Source organism: Bradyrhizobium sp. ISRA464, assembly GCF_029910095.1.
In the GTDB taxonomy this organism is placed as follows: Bacteria; Pseudomonadota; Alphaproteobacteria; order Rhizobiales; family Xanthobacteraceae; genus Bradyrhizobium.
On the sequence record NZ_CP094526.1, the window covers coordinates 1,751,626 to 1,771,528 of the forward strand.

15 protein-coding genes are annotated in these 19,903 nt (G+C 65.0%); 10 read left to right on the forward strand and 5 right to left on the reverse strand.

Translation table 11 applies throughout. From position 1 onward, the window contains the following. Positions 1–207: 207 nt before the first annotated feature. From MTX19_RS08245 to MTX19_RS08265, 5 genes are all read left to right on the forward strand, one after another. Positions 208–2,472 carry a M1 family metallopeptidase gene (locus MTX19_RS08245; protein WP_280983192.1) on the forward strand — a complete coding sequence of 755 codons (2,265 nt, stop codon included), beginning with the start codon at positions 208–210 and terminating at the stop codon, positions 2,470–2,472. A gap of 78 nt (positions 2,473–2,550) precedes the next feature. After that, complete coding sequence (locus MTX19_RS08250) at positions 2,551–4,203, forward strand: acetolactate synthase large subunit (RefSeq protein ID WP_280983193.1); 1,653 nt, start codon at positions 2,551–2,553, stop codon at positions 4,201–4,203. A gap of 125 nt (positions 4,204–4,328) precedes the next feature. Next, positions 4,329–5,969, forward strand: a complete 1,641-nt coding sequence (pgm, locus tag MTX19_RS08255) for a phosphoglucomutase (alpha-D-glucose-1,6-bisphosphate-dependent) (protein WP_280983194.1) — start codon at positions 4,329–4,331, stop codon at positions 5,967–5,969. Between the two features lie 21 nt (positions 5,970–5,990). After that, positions 5,991–6,947, forward strand: coding sequence for an NAD(P)-dependent oxidoreductase (locus tag MTX19_RS08260; RefSeq protein ID WP_280983195.1), 957 nt, complete (start codon positions 5,991–5,993; stop codon positions 6,945–6,947). Further along, positions 6,940–7,815 (forward strand): dihydrodipicolinate synthase family protein, encoded by an 876-nt coding sequence (locus tag MTX19_RS08265; protein WP_280983196.1) that lies wholly within the window; start codon positions 6,940–6,942, stop codon positions 7,813–7,815. The genes MTX19_RS08260 and MTX19_RS08265 overlap by 8 nt, the downstream gene beginning before the upstream one ends. A gap of 91 nt (positions 7,816–7,906) precedes the next feature. Here MTX19_RS08265 and ftsH read toward each other — a convergent pair whose 3' ends face one another. Next, positions 7,907–9,751 carry an ATP-dependent zinc metalloprotease FtsH gene (gene ftsH / locus MTX19_RS08270; RefSeq protein ID WP_280983197.1) on the reverse strand — a complete coding sequence of 615 codons (1,845 nt, stop codon included), beginning with the start codon at positions 9,749–9,751 and terminating at the stop codon, positions 7,907–7,909. Positions 9,752–9,995: 244 nt separating this feature from the next. On the opposite strand from ftsH, the gene MTX19_RS08275 reads away from it, so the two are divergent. Both MTX19_RS08275 and MTX19_RS08280 read left to right on the forward strand, forming a co-directional pair. Next, the gene (locus MTX19_RS08275) at positions 9,996–11,084 is read left to right on the forward strand and encodes a trypsin-like peptidase domain-containing protein (RefSeq protein ID WP_280983198.1); all 1,089 of its coding nucleotides are present in this window, start codon (positions 9,996–9,998) and stop codon (positions 11,082–11,084) included. 146 nt (positions 11,085–11,230) lie between these two features. Continuing rightward, positions 11,231–13,558, forward strand: a complete 2,328-nt coding sequence (locus tag MTX19_RS08280) for a xanthine dehydrogenase family protein molybdopterin-binding subunit (RefSeq protein ID WP_280983199.1) — start codon at positions 11,231–11,233, stop codon at positions 13,556–13,558. Between the two features lie 128 nt (positions 13,559–13,686). Here the strand turns inward: MTX19_RS08280 and MTX19_RS08285 are convergent, their stop codons facing one another. Genes MTX19_RS08285 through MTX19_RS08295 form a run of 3 tightly spaced genes read right to left on the reverse strand, consistent with a single transcriptional unit; the run spans position 13,687 to position 16,907 of the window. Then, the gene (locus MTX19_RS08285; RefSeq protein WP_280983200.1) at positions 13,687–14,883 is read right to left on the reverse strand and encodes an acyl-CoA dehydrogenase family protein; all 1,197 of its coding nucleotides are present in this window, start codon (positions 14,881–14,883) and stop codon (positions 13,687–13,689) included. A gap of 13 nt (positions 14,884–14,896) precedes the next feature. Beyond that, entirely contained in the window at positions 14,897–16,042 is a 1,146-nt protein-coding gene (locus MTX19_RS08290) for an acyl-CoA dehydrogenase (RefSeq protein ID WP_280983201.1), read from the reverse strand. Between the two features lie 4 nt (positions 16,043–16,046). Beyond that, on the reverse strand, positions 16,047–16,907 hold the full coding sequence (locus tag MTX19_RS08295) for an enoyl-CoA hydratase (RefSeq protein WP_280983202.1): 861 nt from the start codon (positions 16,905–16,907) through the stop codon (positions 16,047–16,049). Positions 16,908–17,065: 158 nt separating this feature from the next. On the opposite strand from MTX19_RS08295, the gene MTX19_RS08300 reads away from it, so the two are divergent. From MTX19_RS08300 to MTX19_RS08310, 3 genes are read left to right on the forward strand one after another with little or no spacing between them, the layout of a single operon-like run. Continuing rightward, the gene (locus tag MTX19_RS08300; protein ID WP_280983203.1) at positions 17,066–17,680 is read left to right on the forward strand and encodes a LemA family protein; all 615 of its coding nucleotides are present in this window, start codon (positions 17,066–17,068) and stop codon (positions 17,678–17,680) included. Between the two features lie 20 nt (positions 17,681–17,700). Further along, positions 17,701–18,594, forward strand: a complete 894-nt coding sequence (locus tag MTX19_RS08305; protein ID WP_280983204.1) for a YgcG family protein — start codon at positions 17,701–17,703, stop codon at positions 18,592–18,594. Positions 18,595–18,612: 18 nt separating this feature from the next. Beyond that, positions 18,613–19,110: a TPM domain-containing protein gene (locus MTX19_RS08310; RefSeq protein ID WP_280975990.1), complete on the forward strand. Its 498-nt coding sequence runs from the start codon at positions 18,613–18,615 to the stop codon at positions 19,108–19,110. 145 nt (positions 19,111–19,255) lie between these two features. Here MTX19_RS08310 and MTX19_RS08315 read toward each other — a convergent pair whose 3' ends face one another. Next, a complete protein-coding gene (locus MTX19_RS08315) occupies positions 19,256–19,870 on the reverse strand; it encodes a glutathione S-transferase family protein (protein WP_280975991.1) in 615 nt (204 codons plus the stop codon). Positions 19,871–19,903: the final 33 nt, after the last annotated feature.

The following is a 19,903-nucleotide window of genomic DNA, read 5'->3' on the forward strand; positions in this document are numbered from 1 at the left end:
GGGAAAAGCCTCGACCTCATCACCGGCTGCAGCAGGAAGTGCGTCGGCAAGTTATCCTCTGACCGTCCTGCCGGGCAACAAGCGCGGTTGCAATGTCGCGGTCGCAGAGTTGTCAATTTCGTGGTGACATTATCTCCTTTAGATTCACGGCTACCCTCCCCGAAAATAGCGTCCGAAAATCCCTCCGAGGTCTCGTTGAGCCGCGCAATGAGCAAGCCTGCAAGCCATCACCGATGGGCGTTTCTGCGTCGCGTTGCCGCGGCGACTGTCCTGCTGTCAGTGGCGGCTGGCGCGCGCGCCGAGCAGACCTTTTCCTTCGACAGCACGCTGGGAGGGTTGCCGAAGGTCGTCGTTCCCGTGAATTACGCGATCGAGCTGACGCTCGATTTCGCTAATCTCGTGCTGCCCGGCGTCGAGACTGTCGACATCGAGGTGCGCGAGCCGACCGCTCAGGTGACGCTGAACACGATCAGCACGACGTTCGGCGATGTCTCCGCCGATGACGGGGCGCAGCGCGCCGCGGTCACGACCGATGCCGCTGCGCAGACGGCGACGCTGACCTTCGCCCAGCCGCTTGCGGCGGGCCGGCACAAGCTGCGTATCGCTTTCACCGCGCAGATCAACAAGTTCGGCAGCGGCCTGTTCTCGGTCGATTATCCGACCCGGACCGGCATGAAGCGGCTGATCTCGAGCAAGCTCGAGCCGGCGAATGCACGGCGGATATTTCCGTGCTGGGACGAGCCGGCGTTCAAGGCAACCTTTGCCCTCAGCGTCGTGATCCCGCGCAATCTGCTGGCGGTCGGCAACATGCCGGTGGCAAGCGAAGCGCAGGTCTCCGACAACCTCAAGAGAGTGACCTTCGCGCCGACACCGAGGATGTCGAGCTATCTCTTCGTGCTCACCGTGGGCGAACTGGCGCGTGTCACGGCGGACGCCGGCGGCGTCACGCTCGGTGTGGTGACGACGCAAGGCAAGACCGAGCAGGGGCGGTTCGCGCTCGACAGCGCGGTCAAGCTGCTCGCCTACTACAACGACTATTTCGGGGTGAAATATCCGCTGCCCAAGCTCGACCTGATCGCGGTGCCCGGCGGGTTTGGCGGAGCGATGGAGAATTGGGGCGGCATCACCTTCTTCGAGAGCCGGCTGCTGTTCGATCCCGCGACCAATGCGGAGTCTGCGCGGCGCGGCATCTTTGCTATCATCGCGCATGAAATGGCGCATATGTGGTTCGGCGACCTCGTCACGATGGCCTGGTGGGACAATCTCTGGCTCAACGAAGGTTTCGCAAGCTGGATGGCGACCAAGGCCTCGGAGCATTTCTACCCGCAATGGCAGAACTGGCTGAACGGCTATGGCGCCAAGCAATTCGCCATGGCGCTCGATGCGCGCCGCACCTCGCATCCGATCCAGCAGCCGATCGCCGATCACAGCGAAGCGGTCACGGCCTTCGATGCCATCACCTACAACAAGGGCCAGGCGCTGATCCGGATGCTGGAGAACTATCTCGGCGCGCAGGCCTTCCGCGACGGCATTCGCAAATACATGGCTGTGCACGCCTATAGCAACAGCACGACCGCCGATCTCTGGCAGGCGCTGGAGAGCGCCGCCGGCAAGCGGATCGCGGGCGTGGCTGCGTCGTCCTACCTCGCGCTGCTCGATGCGCTCGACATCGGCGATCATCGCGCCGTGTGGGACCAGGTGATCTCGTCGTTTGCCATGCTCGACCGCCTGGCGCGCGCTCGCGACGAACGGCCGGTCATCCAGGCCTATGCGCGCGCGAAGCTCCGCCCGGTGTTCGACAGGCTCGGATGGGAAGGCGGCCCGGCCGATGACGACACCGCGCTGTTGCGCGCCAGCCTGATCCGTACGCTCGGCGATTTCGGCGACAAGGCCATCGTCGCCGAGGCGAAGCGGCGGTTCGCAGCGTTCCTGGTGGATTCCGACGCGCTCCCCAACGCGTTGCGCGACCCCGTGACCCATCTCGTCGGCATCACGGCCGACCGCTCAACCTACGACACGCTGCTCGCGCTGGCGCGCAAGAGCACCGTCACCAACGAGCGCCTGCGTTATTATTTTGCCGCCGCCAGCAGCCACGATCCCGCCCTAGCGCAAGCGACGCTGGCATTGACGTTGACCAACGAACTGCCCGACACGATCGTCCCGGGCATGATCGGCGCGGTCGCGTCCGCAGGCGAGCAGCCGCAGCTCGCCTGGGATTTCGTTCGGAACAATTTCGATGCGCTGCTGGCGAAGCAGGGACCGAATTTTCGCGATCAGTTCGTGCCCAACTTGATGGCCAACTTCACCGATGCGGCCCACGCGGCCGAGCTCGCTGCCTTCGCGCCGTCGCAATCGACCAGCGGCGGGCGGATGATGGTGGCGCGGGCGCTGGAATCGATCGCGATCTCCGGCGATCTGCAGGCGCGCATGTTGCCGGTGGTCGGTGCCTGGATCAGGGCGCACAAGCAGTGAGGTCGCGAGGGACTCCCCGACGCCGTACGATGCCGCTATGCTCGACCGGTCGCATGCAATCAAACGCGCGAGGCTGACATGGTTAAAGGCTCCGATTTGCTGGTCGCCGCCCTCGAGAACGAGGGTGTGGAACGTGTGTTCGGTGTTCCCGGCGAGGAGAATCTCGACGTTGTCGAGAGCCTGCGCACATCCTCGATCAAGCTGATCGTCACACGTCACGAGCAGGCCGCGGCCTTCATGGCGGCGACCTATGGCCGGCTGACCGGAAGGCCCGGCGTGTGCATGACGACGCTCGGACCCGGTGCGCTCAATCTCACCACCGGCGCTGCCTATGCGCTGCTCGGCGCGATGCCGATGGTGATGCTCACGGGCCAGAAAGGCATCATGAGCAGCCGCCAGGCCAAGTTCCAGATCGTCGATATCGTCAACACGTTCCGTCCACTGACCAAACTGTCACTGCAGATCGTCAGCACCGCGACCATTCCGACGCTGGTCCGGGACGCCTTCCGGATCGCGATGCAGGAGCGCCCGGGCCCCGTGCTGCTCGAACTCCCGGAGGATATCGCAGGCGAGGAGGCGGAACCGGTGGCCATGGTGCCGCCGCATCCGATCGAAATCCCCATCGCGCATGCCGCGGCGCTCGACCGCGCCGCAGACATGATCCTGAAGGCGCAGCGCCCGTTGATCATGCTGGGTGCCGCGGCCTCGCGCCCGCGCAGCACGGCCGGCATCGGCGACTTCGTCCGACGCACCAAGATTCCGTTCTTCACCACGCAGATGGGCAAGGGCACGGTGTCCGGCGGGACCAATCTCTACATGGGCACCGCCGCGCTGAGCGAACGCGACTATGTGCATGAGGCGATCGACCGCGCCGATCTCATCATCGCAATCGGGCATGACACGATCGAGAAGCCGCCCTTCATCATGGGTCCCAAGGGACCGCAGGTGATCCATGTCAGCTATACGCCGGCGAATGTCGAGCAGGTCTATTTCCCGCAGTGTGAAGTGATCGGCGATGTCGGTCCGAGCCTCGAGCTGTTGGCCGACCGGGTCGAGGGACGGCTCCCGCACGCCAGCGCGCTGCACAGCCTTCGCGAGGGCATTCTGGCGAAAATCACCGACCGCGCCACCGAGGGCCGCTGGCCGCCGACGCCGCAACGCATCGTGCATGACGTCCGTCAGGTCATTCCCGAAGACGGCATCGTCGCGCTCGACAACGGCATGTACAAGATCTGGTTCGCCCGCAATTACCGCACGCTGCTGGCGAACTCGCTGCTGCTCGACAATGCGCTCGCGACCATGGGCGCCGGCCTGCCGTCGGCGATGATGGCGGCGATGCTCTATCCGAAGACCCGGGTGCTCGCGGTCTGCGGCGATGGCGGCTTCATGATGAATTCGCAGGAGCTGGAGACCGCCGTGCGGCTCAAGCTCAACCTCGTGATCCTGATCCTGGAAGATTCCGCCTACGGCATGATCCGCTGGAAGCAGGCGGTCGACCATTTCCCCGATTTCGGTCTCACCTTCGACAATCCGGATTTCGTCAAATATGCCGAGAGCTACGGCGCGAAGGGTTCGCGGATCGAGAACACCGAGGCGATCGTCCCGACGCTGGAGCGAGCCTTCGCCGGCGGCGGCGTGCATCTCGTCGTGGTTCCCGTCGATTACACCGAGAACAAGCGGGTGCTGGTCGACGAGTTGCGTGAAAAGGTGCAGCAGATCGATGTGTCGTAATGCCTCGCTGCGGCCAGCAAGGAACGAAATGCCCCTGGCTTGATTGGGGGTAAGCCAGCATGGTAGCACGCCGAGGCATCACCCGATTGCGCTGATGGTCGGCGAATTCAGCTCTGAGAGGTCACGTGACGGCACCACATCCCGCGGCCGGCAAACCCGTCGATCCCGCTTCGCTCGCCAATGTGCCACGGCTGGTCACGGCCTATTTCGCCGGCAAGCCTGACGCCCATGATCCCGCCCAGCGAGTTGCCTTCGGCACCTCGGGCCACCGCGGCTCGTCGCTGAAGAATTCCTTCAACGAGGACCACATCCTCGCCACCACGCAGGCGATCTGCGATTATCGCCGCGAGGCCGGGCTGACCGGCCCGCTGTTCATCGGCATCGACACCCATGCGCTGGCCGAGCCGGCGCTGGTCAGCGCGGTCGAGGTGTTCGCCGCGAACGGCGTCGAGATCATGATCGATGCGCAGGGCGGCTACACGCCGACACCGGTGGTCTCGCACGCGATCCTGAGCTACAATAAGGGCCGCAACACGGGGCTTGCCGACGGCGTCGTCATCACGCCGTCGCACAACCCGCCGGAGGATGGCGGCTACAAGTACAATCCGCCGCATGGCGGCCCGGCTGACACCGACGTCACCGCGGTGGTCGAGAAGAACGCCAACCGCTATATCGAGGCCGGCCTCAACGGCGTGGCGCGGATTCCGTATGAGCGCGCGCGCAAGGCCGCGACCACGCACCTTCACGATTACATCACCCCTTACGTCGCCGACCTCGGCAACACCGTCGATCTTGCCCTGATCAAGTCCGCCGGCGTCAGGATCGGCATCGATCCGCTCGGCGGCGCCGCGGTGCATTATTGGCAGCCGATCATCGCGCGTTACGGGATCAATGCGACCGTCGTCAACGACGCGGTCGACCCGACCTTCCGCTTCATGACCGTGGATTGGGACGGCAAGATCCGGATGGACTGCTCGTCGCCCTACGCGATGGCAAGCCTGATCGGGATGCGCGATAAGTTCGATGTCGCCTTCGCCAACGACACCGACGCCGACCGCCACGGCATCGTCACCCGCTCGAACGGGTTGATGAACCCGAACCATTTCCTGGCCACCGCGATCGCCTATCTGTTCGCGCACCGGCCGCAATGGAGCAAGGACGCGGCGATCGGCAAGACCATCGTGTCGAGCTCGATCATCGATCGCGTCGCCAAGAAGCTGAACCGCAAGCTGGTCGAGACACCGGTCGGCTTCAAATGGTTCGTGGAGGGACTCGGCAGCGGCGCGTTCGGCTTTGCCGGCGAGGAGAGCGCCGGCGCCTCGTTCATCAAGCGCGACGGCTCGGTCTGGACCACGGATAAGGACGGCATCATTCTGGGTCTGCTGGCGGCGGAAATCATCGCGAAGACCGGTCGCGACCCGAGCGAATTGTTCAATGAGCTTACCGCCGAATTCGGCGTTCCCTATTACGAGCGCATCGACGTGGCAGCGACGCCGAAGCAGAAAAGCGCGCTGAAGGCGCTCGGGCCTGAGCAACTCAACATGACGCAACTGGCCGGCGATGCCGTGCGTGCGGTCAGGACGAAAGCGCCGGGCAACGACCAGCCGTTCGGCGGCATCAAGGTCGAGAGCGAGTCCGGCTGGTTCGCCGCGCGCCCGTCCGGCACCGAGGACGTCTACAAGATCTACGCCGAGAGCTTCCGGGGGCCCGATCATCTCAAGCAGATCCAGAGCGACGCGCAGGCCGCGATCGCCAAGGTGTTTTGAGATCGGGCGGGGGCTGACGTCATGCGGGTGCTGTTGACGGGCTCTTCCGGCTGGCTCGGGCGTTTTCTCGCGCCGAAGCTGCGGCAAGCCGGCCACAGCGTCGTCGGCCTCGACGTGGTCCCGGGCGAGGCCACCGATATCGTCGGCTCGATCGCCGAGCGCTCGGTGGTAGACCGAGCCTTCGCCGATCACGGCATCGAGGCGATCATCCATGGCGGCGCCCTGCACAAGCCGGATATCGAGCGGTTTTCGCCGCAGGCCTTCGTGGACGTCAACGTGACCGGCACGTTGAATCTGCTGCAGGCAGCGGTAGCCGCGGGCCATGACCGCTTCGTCTTCACCTCGACGACGTCGCTGATGATCTCGCAGGCGATCCACGACGGCGAGGGCACTGCTGCGGTGTGGCTCGATGAGAGCGCAGGCCCGCTCGAACCGCGCAACATCTACGGCATCACGAAGCTCGCTGCAGAGGGGTTGTGCCGGCTGTTCAGCCGCGAGCATGGGCTGAATTGCGCGGTGCTGCGCACCAGCCGCTTCTTCCCCGAAGATGACGACACGATCCGTGACATCCGCGGCGAAAGCCTGAAGGCGACCGAGTTGCTGTACCGCCGTCTGACCGTCGAGGATGCGGCTGACGCCCATGTGGTGACGCTCGAAAAGGCTGGCGGCTTCGAGGTCTTTGTGATCAGCGCACCGACGCCGTTTTCGCGCAATGACCTCGCGGCGCTGAAATCGGATGCGGCAAGCGTAATTGCACGATATTTCCCCGATGCGCCGAGGCTGTTTGCCAAGCGCGGCTGGCGCCTGCCGACGTCGATCGGCCGGATCTACGATGCCGGCAAGGCCGAACGGCTGCTCGGTTTCCGCGCGGTAACCGACTTTGCGGCCGTGCTGGACGCTCTGCGTGAGGGAAGGCCGCTTCCCTTCGCGCACGATCCCGACTATGTCTCGCCGTCAACGAGGCTCGCAAATGGCTGATTTTCACGGCGTCTTCCCGTATCTGGTGTCTCCGGTCGATCCCGCCGGCCATATCCGCACCGAGGTGCTTGGCCGGCTGTGCGACGATCTGATCAAGGCTGGTGTCCATGGACTGACACCGCTCGGTTCGACCGGCGAGTTCGCCTATCTCAACAATGCCCAGCGCATGCAGGTGGTGCAGACCACGATCGAGGCCGCGCAGAGCCGCGTGCCCGTGGTCGCCGGCGTCGCCTCGACCTCGACGGCGGACGCCGTGGCGCAGGCCAAGGCCTATCAGAAGCGCGGCGCGAACGGCATCCTGGCGATCCTGGAGGCGTATTTCCCGCTCAGTGACGCCCAGGTCGAAGCCTATTTCCGCGCCATTGCTGATGCCGTCGACATTCCCGTCGTCATATACACCAATCCGAATTTCCAGCGCTCCGACCTCACGCTCGGCGTCATCGCACGCCTCGCGGTCCATCCGCGCATCGGCTACATCAAGGACGCCTCGACCAACACCGGGCGGTTGCTGTCGATCATGAATCGCTGCGGCGACGGCATCAAAGTGTTCTCGGCCTCTGCCCATATTCCGGCCGCGGTGATGCTGATCGGCGGCCACGGCTGGATGGCGGGGCCCGCCTGCATCATCCCGCGGCAGAGCGTCGAGCTCTACAACCTCTGCCGCCGCACCCGCTGGGACGAGGCGATGGCGCTGCAGCGGAAACTGTGGCGCATCAACGAGGCCTTTGCCCGCTTCAATCTCGCCGCCTGCATCAAGGCGGGGCTCGCGATCCAGGGCTATGACGTCGGCGACCCCGTGCCGCCGCAGGCGCCGCTGTCGGCCGAGCAGCGCAAGGTGGTCGAGGCAGCTCTGCGCGATCTAGCGTGAGGGGATGTCGTAGGGTGGGCGGGTGCGCTGCGCTTGCCGTCACGACCGCGGCTTGCCGGGCACGCTTTGTATGCCCCGCGCTTTCGCCTCCCTATACCGCTCTCAGGCCCTCCTGCGGCATCTCGCGCACCAGACTCTTCAGGTCTGCTTCTTCAAGCGTCTCCTTTTCCAAGAGCTTCTTCGCTGCGCTGTCGAGGATTGCGCGGCGCGCGCTGAGGATGCCTTCGGCACGCTGGAAGACGCTATCGACAATCGCGCGGACCTCGTGGTCGATGGCGGCGGCCGTGTCCTCCCCATAGTCGCGTTGGCGCAGGGAATAGGGCCCACCCGCGTCGGCGAGGGGGTTGCTGCCGGGCTCGCGATCGTAGGTAACGCCGCCGAGACTTTCGGACATGCCGTAACGCGTCACCATGCTGCGGGCGATATCGGTCACGCGCCGCAGGTCGTCCGCGGCACCGGTCGAGAGATGCCCGAACACGATCAATTCGGCCGCACGACCGCCGAGCAGCACCGCCATCTTGTTCTCCAGTTCCTCCTTGGTCATCAGGAAACGGTCCTCGATCGGACGCTGGATGGTGTAGCCGAGCGCGCCGACGCCGCGTGGGATGATCGAGACCTTGTGCACGGGGTCGACGCCCGGCAGCGACAAGGCGACCAGCGTATGGCCCATCTCGTGATAGGCGACGATCTCGCGCTCCTTGGGATTGAGCAGGCGGTTGCGTTTCTCGAGACCGGCCACCATGCGCTCGACCGCGCGGTTGAAGTCAATCATGGCGACGGCAGTGGCTCCGCGGCGTGTCGCGAGCAGCGCCGCTTCATTGACGAGATTGGCAAGATCGGCGCCAGTAAATCCCGGCGTCAGCGCCGCCACGGCTTCGGAGGCGACGTCGGCCGCGAGCCGCACCTTCTTCATGTGCACCTCGAGAATTTCGATACGGCCTTTCTTGTCAGGACGATCGACAAGCACCTGGCGGTCGAAACGACCGGCCCGCAGGAGCGCAGGATCGAGAATTTCCGGCCGGTTCGTCGCGGCGAGAATGACGAGGCCGGAACGTGAGTCAAAGCCGTCAAGTTCGACCAGGAGCTGGTTCAGCGTCTGCTCCTTCTCGTCGTGGCCGCCGGCATACGGGCCGATACCGCGTGCCCGGCCGAGCGCGTCGAGTTCATCGATGAAGATGATCGCCGGCGCCTTCTTGTGCGCCTGCTGAAACAGGTCGCGGACCCGTGCTGCACCCACGCCGACGAACATCTCGACGAATTCCGATCCCGAAATCGAGAAGAATGGCACGCGGGCTTCGCCGGCGACGGCCTTCGCGAGTAGGGTCTTGCCGGTGCCTGGCGGGCCAACCAGGAGCACGCCCTTCGGCATGCGCCCGCCGAGCCGGCCATAGTCGGTCGGGTTCTTCAGGAAATCGACGACCTCGCGCAGCTCGTCCTTGGCCTCGTCTACGCCGGCGACGTCGCCGAAGGTCACGCCCGTGTTGGATTCGACATAGATCTTGGCTTTGCTCTTGCCGATCGCCATCAGTCCGCCGCCCAGGCCTCCGCCGGCGGCGGCGCGCCTGCCGATGTACCACCAGATACCGAAGAACAACAGTACGGGCATCACCCACGACAGCAGGTCGCGCAAGAAAGTGTTCTCGATCTGACCGGTGAAGCGCACATGGTATTTCTCGAGCTCCTGGGCCACGTCCTGGTCGACCCGCGTGGTCACGAACTGCTTTTGGCCGCCGGGCAGCGGCTGCTTCAGCGTGCCTTGCACCGTGCGGTCGGAAATGCCGACGGAATCGACCTTCCCGTCCCGGAGCAATTGCTGGTACTGGCTGTAGGGGATCACCGCGGTCTTGCTCGCGGTCGACACCATGTACTGGATCAGGAAAACCGCGATAATCGCAGCAATGGCATAGCCAATATTGAACCGCGTCCGTTCGGTCATGCCGAAAGCTCCGATCAAATGCGGGACGTCTCTGGCGTCGGATTGGGACGATCCCGCAAAGGCCGCTGAGAGCCGCAACGCATCCCTGGGACAACGAAAGACCGGCGTCCCGGTTTCAATCGGGGACTTGCGGGACAAACCGCGGCGACCCGTGAACGGCGGAAACTGCGGCATTTGTCCCGACATGCGCCCGGCAACTTCCGCCCGTCCGGCGCGTTTATCGACGCGGGGAGAGTCAAGGCCCATGTATCGACGCCACATTGCAGTACTTGCCGTTGTCGCAGCCGTTCTGCTGGTCTTCGCCGCCAGCAACATACGTCAGGCTCCGTGGACCGGCTCGGTTGCGCGCGCAGTCACGGAGCGCGGCGCGTTGTCGGACGTCGAAAAGGCCAATATCGAGATATTCGAGAAGGTCTCGCCGTCGGTCGTGCAGGTCGTCGCACAAACCGCCTCCAATCCGCTCAGCGAGGAGCAGGAAGGCGGGGAAGCTTCCGGCACCGGCATCGTCTGGGACAATGATGGCCACGTCGTCACCAACAACCATGTGGTGCAGAACGCAAGCCAGGTCGCGATCCGATTTGCCTCTGGCGAAGCGGTGCGCGCGGAGATCGTCGGTACGGCGCCGAACTACGATCTGGCCGTACTGCGGATCCGCAACGCGCGTACGCTGCCGCCGCCGGTGGCAATCGGCAGTTCGGCCGATCTCAAGGTCGGGCAGTTTGCATTTGCGATCGGCAACCCTTTCGGGCTGGACCAATCCATGTCCAGCGGCATCATCAGTGCGCTGAAGCGCAGACTGCCGACCTCGAGCGGACGAGAAATTTCGAACGTGATCCAGACCGATACGGCGATCAATCCGGGCAATTCGGGCGGGCCGTTGCTTGACTCCGCCGGCCGGCTGATCGGCGTGACGACGGCAATCCTGTCGCCGTCGGGCTCGAATGCCGGCATCGGCTTTGCGATCCCGGTCGATATCGTGAATCGCGTGGTCCCCGAGCTGATCCGCAACGGCCGCGTGCCGACCCCGGGGATCGGCATCGTGACCGCGACCGAGGCGGTGGCCACGCGTTTGGGCACCGAGGGATTGATCGTCGTGCGCACGACGCCGGGATCACCCGCCGAGAAGGCCGGACTCCGCGGGGTAAACCTTTCCACCGGCGAGCTTGGCGACGTGATCACCGCAGTCGACGGCAAGACGGTTCACCGGCTTTCCGACCTGAGCGATGAGGTCGAGCAGGTCGGGGTCGGCAGCAAGGTCCGCCTCAGCGTGCAACGGGACGGGGCGACGCGCGACGTCGAGGTCGCCGTCGTCGATATCGGCCGCACGCAATAATATTCTCCCCGGCAGGCTGAATGGCACCAAATCTAACCGCTCGCGCGCCGCGGTATGGGCATCTGCCTTGATGCGCGCTCGGTTGTCAGCGCGCCAAAATCCGCTAAAACCCCCGCCAAATTCTTGGAAGCTCGAAGGATAAGCTGATGAACATTCTTCCCGGCAATATGCGTTTTGGTGCGGGACAGCCAGTCAAGCGTCTGGAAGACCAGCGGCTGCTCACCGGGAAGGGGCATTTCATCGACGACAAGCCCGAGGACGGTGCGCTCTGGCTGCACGTGCTGCGTTCGCCGCATGCTCACGCGAATATCAAGTCGATCGACACCAAGGCGGCGCTGGAAATGCCTGGTGTCGAGGCGGTCTATACCGGAGCCGACCTGGTCAGGGACGATATCGGCACGCTGCCGACGCTGGCAATCTTCAAGCGGCCGGACGGCTCGCCGATGACGGTGCCGCCGCGCCGCCTTCTGGCTCACGAGGTGGTGCGCTATGCCGGCGAGGGCGTGGCCGCCGTGGTCGCGACCTCGCGCGTGCTGGCGCAGACCGCGGCAGAGGCGATCGAGGTCGATTACGAGGTACTGCCCTCGGTGGTCGATCCGGTCGAGGCGATCAAGCCCGGCGCGCCCGCGGTCTGGCCGGAGGCGCCCGACAACATCGTGGCCGCGATGAGCTATGGCGATGCCGCCAAGGTCGAGGAGGCCTTTGCCAACGCCGCGCACACTGTGTCGCTCGACCTGGTCAGCCAGCGCCTGGTGCCGTCGGCGATGGAGCCGCGCTCGACCATCGCCGAGATCGATAAGAAGACCGGGCGGCTGCTGCTGCACGTGCAATCGCAGACGCCGGGCTCGACCCGCGATCTGCTTGCGGAATCGATCCTGAAGCGGCCGAAGGATAGCGTGCGCGTGCTGGTCGGCGACATCGGCGGCGGCTTCGGCCAGAAGACCAGTCTCTATCCGGAAGACGGCATCGTCGCCTACGCCGCGACCAAGCTGAACAAGAAGATCCGCTGGCGCGGTGACCGCACCGATGAGTTCGTCGGCGGCACCCATGGCCGCGACCTCACCTCGACCGGCGAGTTCGCGCTCGACGCCAAGGGCCGCGTGCTGGCCTATCGGGTGCGTTCGATCGGCGGGACGGGAGCGTACTCGTCCGGCACCGCCAACATCATCCCGCTGGTGCTCGGGCCGTTCGTGCAGACCGGCGTCTATGACCTGCCGCTGGTGCATTTCGAGGTGAAGTCGGTGATGACCCACACCGCTCCGGTCGGCGCCTATCGCGGCGCGGGCCGGCCCGAGGCGGTGTTCATCGTTGAGCGGCTGTTCGATGCCGCCGCGCGCCAGATCGGCATGGACCCGCGCACCATCCGCAAGGTGAACTACATCAAGCCGGCGCAGCTGCCCTACACCAACGCAGTCGGCCAGGTGTACGACTCCGGCGCCTTTGCGCACATGCTGGAGCGTGCCTCCGACCTCGCCGACTGGAACGGGTTTGCCGCGCGCAAGAAGGCGGCGAAGAAGAAGGGCCTGCTCTATGGCCGCGGCCTGACCAGCTATATCGAATGGACCGGCGGACGCGCCCACACCGAGAAGGTCTCGCTGCACGCGACCGCCGAAGGCCGCGTCATTCTCCATTCCGGCACCATGGCGATGGGGCAGGGCCTGCAGACCACTTACACCCAGATGGTGTCCGATTCGCTCGGCATTCCCATGGACAAGATCGACGTCGTGCAGGGCGACACCGATCTCGCCACCGGCTTCGGCAGCGTCGGCTCGCGCTCGCTGTTCGTCGGCGGCACCGCGGTCGCGGTGTCCACCAACGACATGATCAACAAGGCGCGCGCGAAGGCCGCCAATATGCTGGAGGCGGGCGTCGAGGACATCGAGTATCGCGACGGCTTCCTCACCGTGGTCGGCACCGACAAGCGCATCAGCCTGTTCGAGATCGCCAAGAAGGAGGGCGGTGCAAAGCTCTCGGTCGAGAGCGAGGGCGAGGTCGATGGGCCGAGCTGGCCGAACGGCACGCATATCTGCGAAGTGGAGATCGATCCCGAGACCGGCGTCAGCAAGGTGGTGCGCTACACCACGGTCGATGACGTCGGCGTCGCCGTCAATCCAATGCTGGTGACGGGCCAGATCCATGGCGGCGTCGCGCAGGGCATCGGTCAGGCGCTGTACGAGGGCGTGGCCTACAGCGAGGAAGGCCAGCTGCTCACCGCGAGCTATCAGGATTATTGCGTGCCGCGCGCCGACGACATCCCGCCGATCACGGTCACGCTCGACGACTCCGCGCCCTGCAAGACCAACCCGCTGGGCTCGAAGGGCTGCGGCGAGTCGGGCGCGATCGGCGGCCCGCCCTGCATCACCAACGGCGTGATGGACGCGCTGAGCGAATTGGGCATTACCCAGCTCAACACGCCGCTGACGCCGTCGAAAATCTGGCAGGCGATCCGGGACGCCAAGGCAAAGGCTGCGTAGCCCCGTCGTTGCGGGGCGATGCGCAGCGTCGAACCTCAGATGCGCAATTGCGCATCGGGGAACCTCGAGGTTGTTGAGGGAGATTCCGGGTTCGCGCTTACGCGCGCCCCGGAATGACGAGGTGATCCCTACAGCCCCAGCACCATCTTCGCGATGATGTCGCGCTGGATCTCCGACGATCCGCCGAAGATCGTGTAGGCGCGGCCGTTGAGATATTCCGGCACCACCGGCAGCAGTTCTTCCGGGATCGCCGGCTCATGGTTCAGCCTGTAGAACGGCCGCGCCGGCTCGACTGCGAGACCGTCATTGCCGATCACGTCGACGCCGAGCCGCGTCACCGCCTGGCGGATCTCGCTGACCCGCAGCTTGATGAGCGACGACACAGCACCGGGATTCTGCCCGGTCTGCAGCGCCGACAGCACGCGCAGCTCGGTCATCTCAAGCGCATCGATATCGACCTCGACCTCCGACATCCGCAGTGCGATGTCGGGGTCGTCGATGGCGCGCCCGGTGACGTCGGATGATGCGAGATCGGAGATCGTCTTCAGCGCCTCGCGCAGCTTGGCCGACGCAATGCCGGAGCCGCGCTCGAATTCGAGCAGATACTTGCCGTAAGTCCAGCCCTTCCCCTCTTCGCCGACGCGGTTGGCGATGGGAACGCGGACGTCGTCAAAGAATACCTGGTTGACCTCGTGATCGCCACCGATCGTCAGGATCGGGCGCGTGGTGATGCCCGGCGTCTTCATGTCGATCAGGATGAAGCTGATGCCGTCCTGCTGCCGCTCGCCTTCGTTGGTGCGCACCAGCGCGAACATGCGGTTGGCGTGATGCGCATGCGTGGTCCAGATCTTTGTGCCGTTGATGACGTAGTCGTCGCCGTCGCGCACCGCGCGGGTCCTCAACGACGCGAGATCGGAGCCCGAGCCCGGTTCGGAATAGCCCTGGCACCAGTAATCCTCGCCGGAGAGGATCCGCGGCAGATAGAAGTTTTTCTGTTCGGGCGAGCCGAAGCCGATGATGACGGGGCCGACCATCTTGACGCCCATCACGTTGACATTGGGCACGCCGGCGCGGGCGCATTCAGCCTCGAAGATCCAGCGCTGCGCCGGCGTCCAGTCCGGCCCGCCATGTTCCACCGGCCAGCCCGGCGCGCCCCAGCCTTTCCGGTGCAGCGCGCGCTGCCAGGCCATGCCGATATCAGGATCGGAGAACACCGACGGCGTCAGCGCGGTGGCGCGCTTCATCTCCGGCGTCAGATTGGCGGCGATGAAGTCGCGCACGTCCTGTTCGAAAGCGCGTTCCTGGGCGTTGAAGGTGAGGTCCATCTGACGCGCTCCGTTAGTCTTGCACCCGTCCGCTCAGGGCGGCGTGACGGCGATAATGATGGGCGCTGCCGCCGAACAGTGTGTCGAAGGCAAGCAGCCGCTTGAAATAGGAACCGATGTCAAGCTCCTCGGTGACGCCCATGGCACCGTGGAGCTGCACCGATTGCTCGGCGACGAAGCGCGCGCATTTGCCGATCTTGGCTTTGGCGCCCGAGGCCGCGCGGCCGCGTTCAACCGGCTCCGCACCGGTCATCAGCGCCGCGCGCAGCGCCATCGAGCGTGCCTCGTCGCACTGCATCGCCATGTCGGCGAGGCGATGGCGAATGACCTGGTTGGCCGACAGCGGGCGCCCGAACTGCTTGCGGATCTTGGTGTATTCGAGCGTGGTGTCGAGCAGCGTCTGCATGATGCCGACGGCTTCCGCGCCGAGCGCGGCCATCGCGCGATCGACCACGGCTTCGATCGCGGGCAGAGCATCGCTGCCGTCGCCGAGCAGGGCGCCGGTGGGAAGCGCTGCGTCTTCCAGCTCGAGGCTGCAGCCTCGGCCGCCGCCGAGCCGCGCGTAATCGCGCAGAGCGAGGCCGGGCGCACCTGCCTGCACCAGGAACAGGCCAAGCTTGCCGGAGGCGCCATTCGCGTTGGTCACGCGGGCGGAGACGATGATCTGGTTGGCGGCGGCGCCATCAAGCACGGCGATCTTGCGGCCGTTCAACCGCCATCCGTCGGCGGTCCTGGTGGCCGTCGTCTCGACATGCGCGAGATCGAACCGCGCGGCGCGCTCCGAATGCGCGAACGCGAGAGTGAGCGCGCCTTCCGCAACCTTGGGCAGGATTGCCTGCTTCTGCGCTTCGGTGCCGCATTCGGCGACCAGCGCGGCACCGATCACGACCGTCGAGAGAAACGGCTCGGACACCAGTCCGCGCCCGAACGCTTCCATCAGGATTCCGATCTCGATCGCGCCGCCGCCAAGCCCGCCATGGGCTTCGCTGATCGGTAACGCCAGCCAGCCAAGCTCGGCGAACTGCTTCCAGATTGCAGGCGAGAAGCCGAGCGGGTCGTTCGCGCTTTTCTTGCGATGCTCGGCCGTAAAGGTTTCCGCCACGAAGCGGTCGGCACTCTCGCGCAGCAGGCGCTGCTCGTCGCTTAAGGTCAGGTCCATCGGTCTACTTCACATTGGCGTTTTTTCTGACGGAAGGGTGAAGCCCGGCGGGGTCCACTACCATTCCGAATTCCTGGAGGTTGTGCGCGTGGCAGAGCTGATGCAGCGCGAAGGCCTGGTCGATCGCGGCGGGCTGCCCCATGATGTCGACGGAGCGGTTGACCGCTTCCTTGGAAAGCTTCAGCGCAAACGTCGGCTTGGCCGCGATCCTGCGCGCCAGATCGAGCGTGAAGGGCGAGAGATCGCCGCGCGGCACCACGTGATTGACCATGCCGAGGCGATGCGCCTCATCGGCGCTCCAGACGTCCGCGGTGAACAGCATCTCCTTGGCCTTGCGCGCACCCAGCTCCCAGGGATGCACGAACCATTCGACGCCGCAGACGCCCATCGTCACCACGGGATCGCAGAACTCGGCGTCGTGGCTCGCGACGATGAGATCGCAGGCCCAGGCCAGCATCAGCCCGCCGGCGATACACTTGCCGTGGACTTCCGCGATCGTTGGCTTGGCGAGATTGCGCCAGCGCCGGGTGATCTGCAGATAAATCTCCTGCTCGCGCGCGAAGCGGCCATGGGCGTTCGGCTCGGCGAAGCCACCCCAATTTCCGACCGGCGGGAAATCCACGCCCGCCTGATTCTTCCCCGCAGGCCGCAGGTCGTGGCCGGCCGAGAAATGCGGACCATTGCCGGCGAGGATGATGACCTTGACCGCGTCGTCCTGCACCGCCCGGTCGAAGGCGGTGTTGAGGTCGTAGGTCATCTGCAGGTTCTGGGCGTTGCGCGCCTCGGGGCGGTTCATCACCACCCGCGCGATCGCGGGCTCCGGCCGTTCGACGACAATTGTCTCGTATTGTTCTGTTGTTGTCATGGATCCTCCCCAGGATCGATTTTTCGGCATGATGAACGGCTCGACTATCGATAGGCAAGAGCCATCAGCCGCAAAAATGCGGGCGAAAGCCGTCGCGCGGGATTACCAGGCGAAAACGATCTGTTACGGTGATCGAGAATTCCACCGGGAGAACTTTCATGCGCAAGTTTTGGACCGTGCTGGCAGCGCTGGCTACATTGAGCCTGACCAATTGCGGCTACAACGCGATCCAGACCAATGACGAACAGGTCAAGTCGGCCTGGTCGGAGGTGGTGAACCAGTACCAGCGGCGGGCCGACCTCGTGCCGAACCTGGTCAACTCGGTGAAGGGCTTTGCGCAGCAAGAGAAGGATGTTCTGCTCGGCGTCACCAATGCACGCGCCAAGGTCGGCAGCATCCAGGCGACACCCGAGGTGCTCAATGACCCCAACGCATTCCAGAAGTTCACGCAGGCGCAGGGTGAGCTCACCAGCGCGCTCTCGCGGCTGCTGATTGTGACCGAAAACTATCCGCAGCTCAAGTCGGATGCACTGTTCCGCGACCTGATGGCGCAGCTCGAAGGCACCGAGAACCGCATCACCGTGGCGCGCAACCGCTACATCAAGGCGGTGCAGGGCTACAACGTCGGCATCCGCACCTTCCCGAACAATCTGACCGCCATGGTGTTCGGCTACAAGGACAAGCCCAACTTCACGGTCGATAATGAGAAGGAGATCTCGACCGCGCCGAAGGTCGATTTCAACCCATCGCCGGCTCCTGCGCCGTCGAAGTAGCGGCAGCCGATCCGACCGCGATGGCCGCCGCACGCGTCATCCTGCTTGCCTTCCTGCTCGGCTGGGTCTGCCCGGCGCTGGCCGAGGTCGTGGTGCCGCAGCTCACCGGCCGCGTCGTCGATCAGACCGGAACGCTGTCGTCGGGCGATATCGCGTCGCTCAACGACAAGCTGAAGGACCTCGAGACCCGCAAGGGCAGCCAGATCGCGGTCCTGATCGTGCCGACCACGGGCGAGGAGACCATCGAGCAGTTCTCGATCCGCGTTGCGGAAGCCTGGAAGATCGGGCGCAAGAAGATCGATGACGGCACGTTGCTCGTCGTCGCCAAGAACGACCGGCATTTGCGTATCGAGGTCGGCTACGGCCTCGAAGGTGTGCTGAGCGACGTCGTCACCCACCGCATCATCGACGAGGATATCACGCCGAAATTCAAGACCGGCGATTTCGCCGGCGGCATCTCGGCCGGCGTCAACCGGATGATCGGCCTGATCAATGGCGAGCAACTGCCGGCACCGGAGCCCGAACATTGGCAGGCGCCAAGCGTCGTCGATTTCGCCAATCCAGTCGCGATCTTCCTCGTCATCATCGTGGCGGGTGTCTTGCGCGGCATTTTGGGACGGCTGCTCGGCTCGGCCGCGACCGGTGGCATCGTCGGTGTCTTTGTCTGGATGATGGCCGGCTCGCTTGCCACGGCCATTCTGGTCGGCCTGTTTACCTTCGTCGCGGCGCTCATCTTCGGCGGCTTGAATTTCGGCGGTCCGGTGGTCGGCTCAGGCCCGTACCGGCGAAGCGGCGGCTATCCGGGAGGTTGGTCCGGCGGCGGTGGCTGGAGCGGTGGTTCGGGCTCGAGCGACGGCGGCTTCAGCGGTGGAGGCGGCAGCTTCGGCGGCGGCGGCGCGTCGGGAAGCTGGTAAGCAAGAGGCATCACGCTCATGGGCATCAAGCGCATCGGCAAGCATCTGCTCGAACACCGCTGGCGGGTGCGGCGTGATTTTCCGCCGCGCGTGCTCGAGGCCATCGAGCGGGCGATCAAGGCCGGCGAAGCCACGCATTCAGGCCAGATCCGTTTCGTGGTCGAGGGCGCGCTTGACGGCGTGCCGCTGTTCCGCGACCAGCCGGCGCGGGAGCGGGCCCTCGACGTATTCTCGCACCTGCGGATCTGGGACACCCATCACAACAACGGCGTGTTGATCTATCTCCTGCTGGCCGATCGCGACGTCGAGATCGTCGCCGACCGCGGCATCGACGCAAAGGTGGGCGCTGCGGGCTGGGAAGCCATCTGCCGCGCGATGGAGGTGGATTTTCGGGCCGGCCGGTTCGAGCAGGGCGTGATCAAGGGGATCGAGGCCGTGTCGCGGGAGCTCGCAAAACACTTCCCGCACGTGGCCGGCGGTCCGAATGAGCTGCCGGACAAGCCGGTGGTGATTTGAAGCGCTGCTCTCGCCCCGTCATTGCCAGTCAACGGGTCGCGCCAATGCGCGCCCGATGACAGACTCCGCAAAGCAATCCATCCCACGATTTGCGGAGGCATGGCTTGCTTCGTCGCTGTCGCTCCCGCAATGACGGCGGCGGCGCTCAGGCCTTCACCGAAGCCCGTTCGCCCACGCGGTTGAACCAAGCCACGATGTTGGTGTTCGACTTGTCCAGCGGCTGGCCGACCTGGTTGCCGAAATCGAGCCAGCAATAGAGCAGCATGTCGGCGAGCGTGAAGCGCTTGCCGCAGATGTATTCGCGTCCGTCGGCCATCTGGTCGTTCAGCCATTTGATGCGGTTGGCGGCGATCATCTTCAGCCCCGGCGAAGCCTCGGGCGCGACCGGAATGCGCTTCTCGAAGAACTTCAACGCCTCGCCGAAACGGTAGCCATTGGCGAGCGGCTCGGCGATGTTGAGATCGAGCCGGCGCGTCCACATCCGGCACTCGGCGCGTTGTTCCGGCGTCGCACCGATCATCGCGGGAGAGGGGTGCTTCTCCTCGAGATATTCGCAGATTGCCGTGATTTCGGAGAGATAGCTACCGTCGTCGAGCTCCAGCGTCGGCATCTGGCCGTGCGGATTGCGCTTCAGGTGCGCCGCCTCGCGGTTCTCGCCGCCGCGCAGATCGACGGTCTGCTTGGGCATCTCGATGCCCTTCTCGGCCATGAACATGCGCACAATGCGCGGGTTCGGCCCGATCGAGTCGTAAAGCTTCATGGTCCTCGCTTCCTGTTTTTCGGCGTTGTTGTT

Bases quoted from the DNA above. Each gene is read 5' to 3' on its own strand.
- MTX19_RS08295 (WP_280983202.1), bottom strand. From the start codon at position 16,907: ATGACAACAACAGAACAATACGAGACAATTGTCGTCGAACGGCCGGAG.
- MTX19_RS08275 (WP_280983198.1), top strand. From the start codon at position 9,996: ATGTATCGACGCCACATTGCAGTACTTGCCGTTGTCGCAGCCGTTCTG.
- MTX19_RS08260 (WP_280983195.1), top strand. From the start codon at position 5,991: ATGCGGGTGCTGTTGACGGGCTCTTCCGGCTGGCTCGGGCGTTTTCTC.
- MTX19_RS08290 (WP_280983201.1), bottom strand. From the start codon at position 16,042: ATGGACCTGACCTTAAGCGACGAGCAGCGCCTGCTGCGCGAGAGTGCC.
- MTX19_RS08265 (WP_280983196.1), top strand. From the start codon at position 6,940: ATGGCTGATTTTCACGGCGTCTTCCCGTATCTGGTGTCTCCGGTCGAT.
- MTX19_RS08315 (WP_280975991.1), bottom strand. From the start codon at position 19,870: ATGAAGCTTTACGACTCGATCGGGCCGAACCCGCGCATTGTGCGCATG.
- ftsH (WP_280983197.1), bottom strand. From the start codon at position 9,751: ATGACCGAACGGACGCGGTTCAATATTGGCTATGCCATTGCTGCGATT.
- MTX19_RS08250 (WP_280983193.1), top strand. From the start codon at position 2,551: ATGGTTAAAGGCTCCGATTTGCTGGTCGCCGCCCTCGAGAACGAGGGT.
- MTX19_RS08310 (WP_280975990.1), top strand. From the start codon at position 18,613: ATGGGCATCAAGCGCATCGGCAAGCATCTGCTCGAACACCGCTGGCGG.
- MTX19_RS08300 (WP_280983203.1), top strand. From the start codon at position 17,066: ATGCGCAAGTTTTGGACCGTGCTGGCAGCGCTGGCTACATTGAGCCTG.
- MTX19_RS08280 (WP_280983199.1), top strand. From the start codon at position 11,231: ATGAACATTCTTCCCGGCAATATGCGTTTTGGTGCGGGACAGCCAGTC.
- MTX19_RS08285 (WP_280983200.1), bottom strand. From the start codon at position 14,883: ATGGACCTCACCTTCAACGCCCAGGAACGCGCTTTCGAACAGGACGTG.
- MTX19_RS08305 (WP_280983204.1), top strand. From the start codon at position 17,701: ATGGCCGCCGCACGCGTCATCCTGCTTGCCTTCCTGCTCGGCTGGGTC.
- MTX19_RS08245 (WP_280983192.1), top strand. From the start codon at position 208: ATGAGCAAGCCTGCAAGCCATCACCGATGGGCGTTTCTGCGTCGCGTT.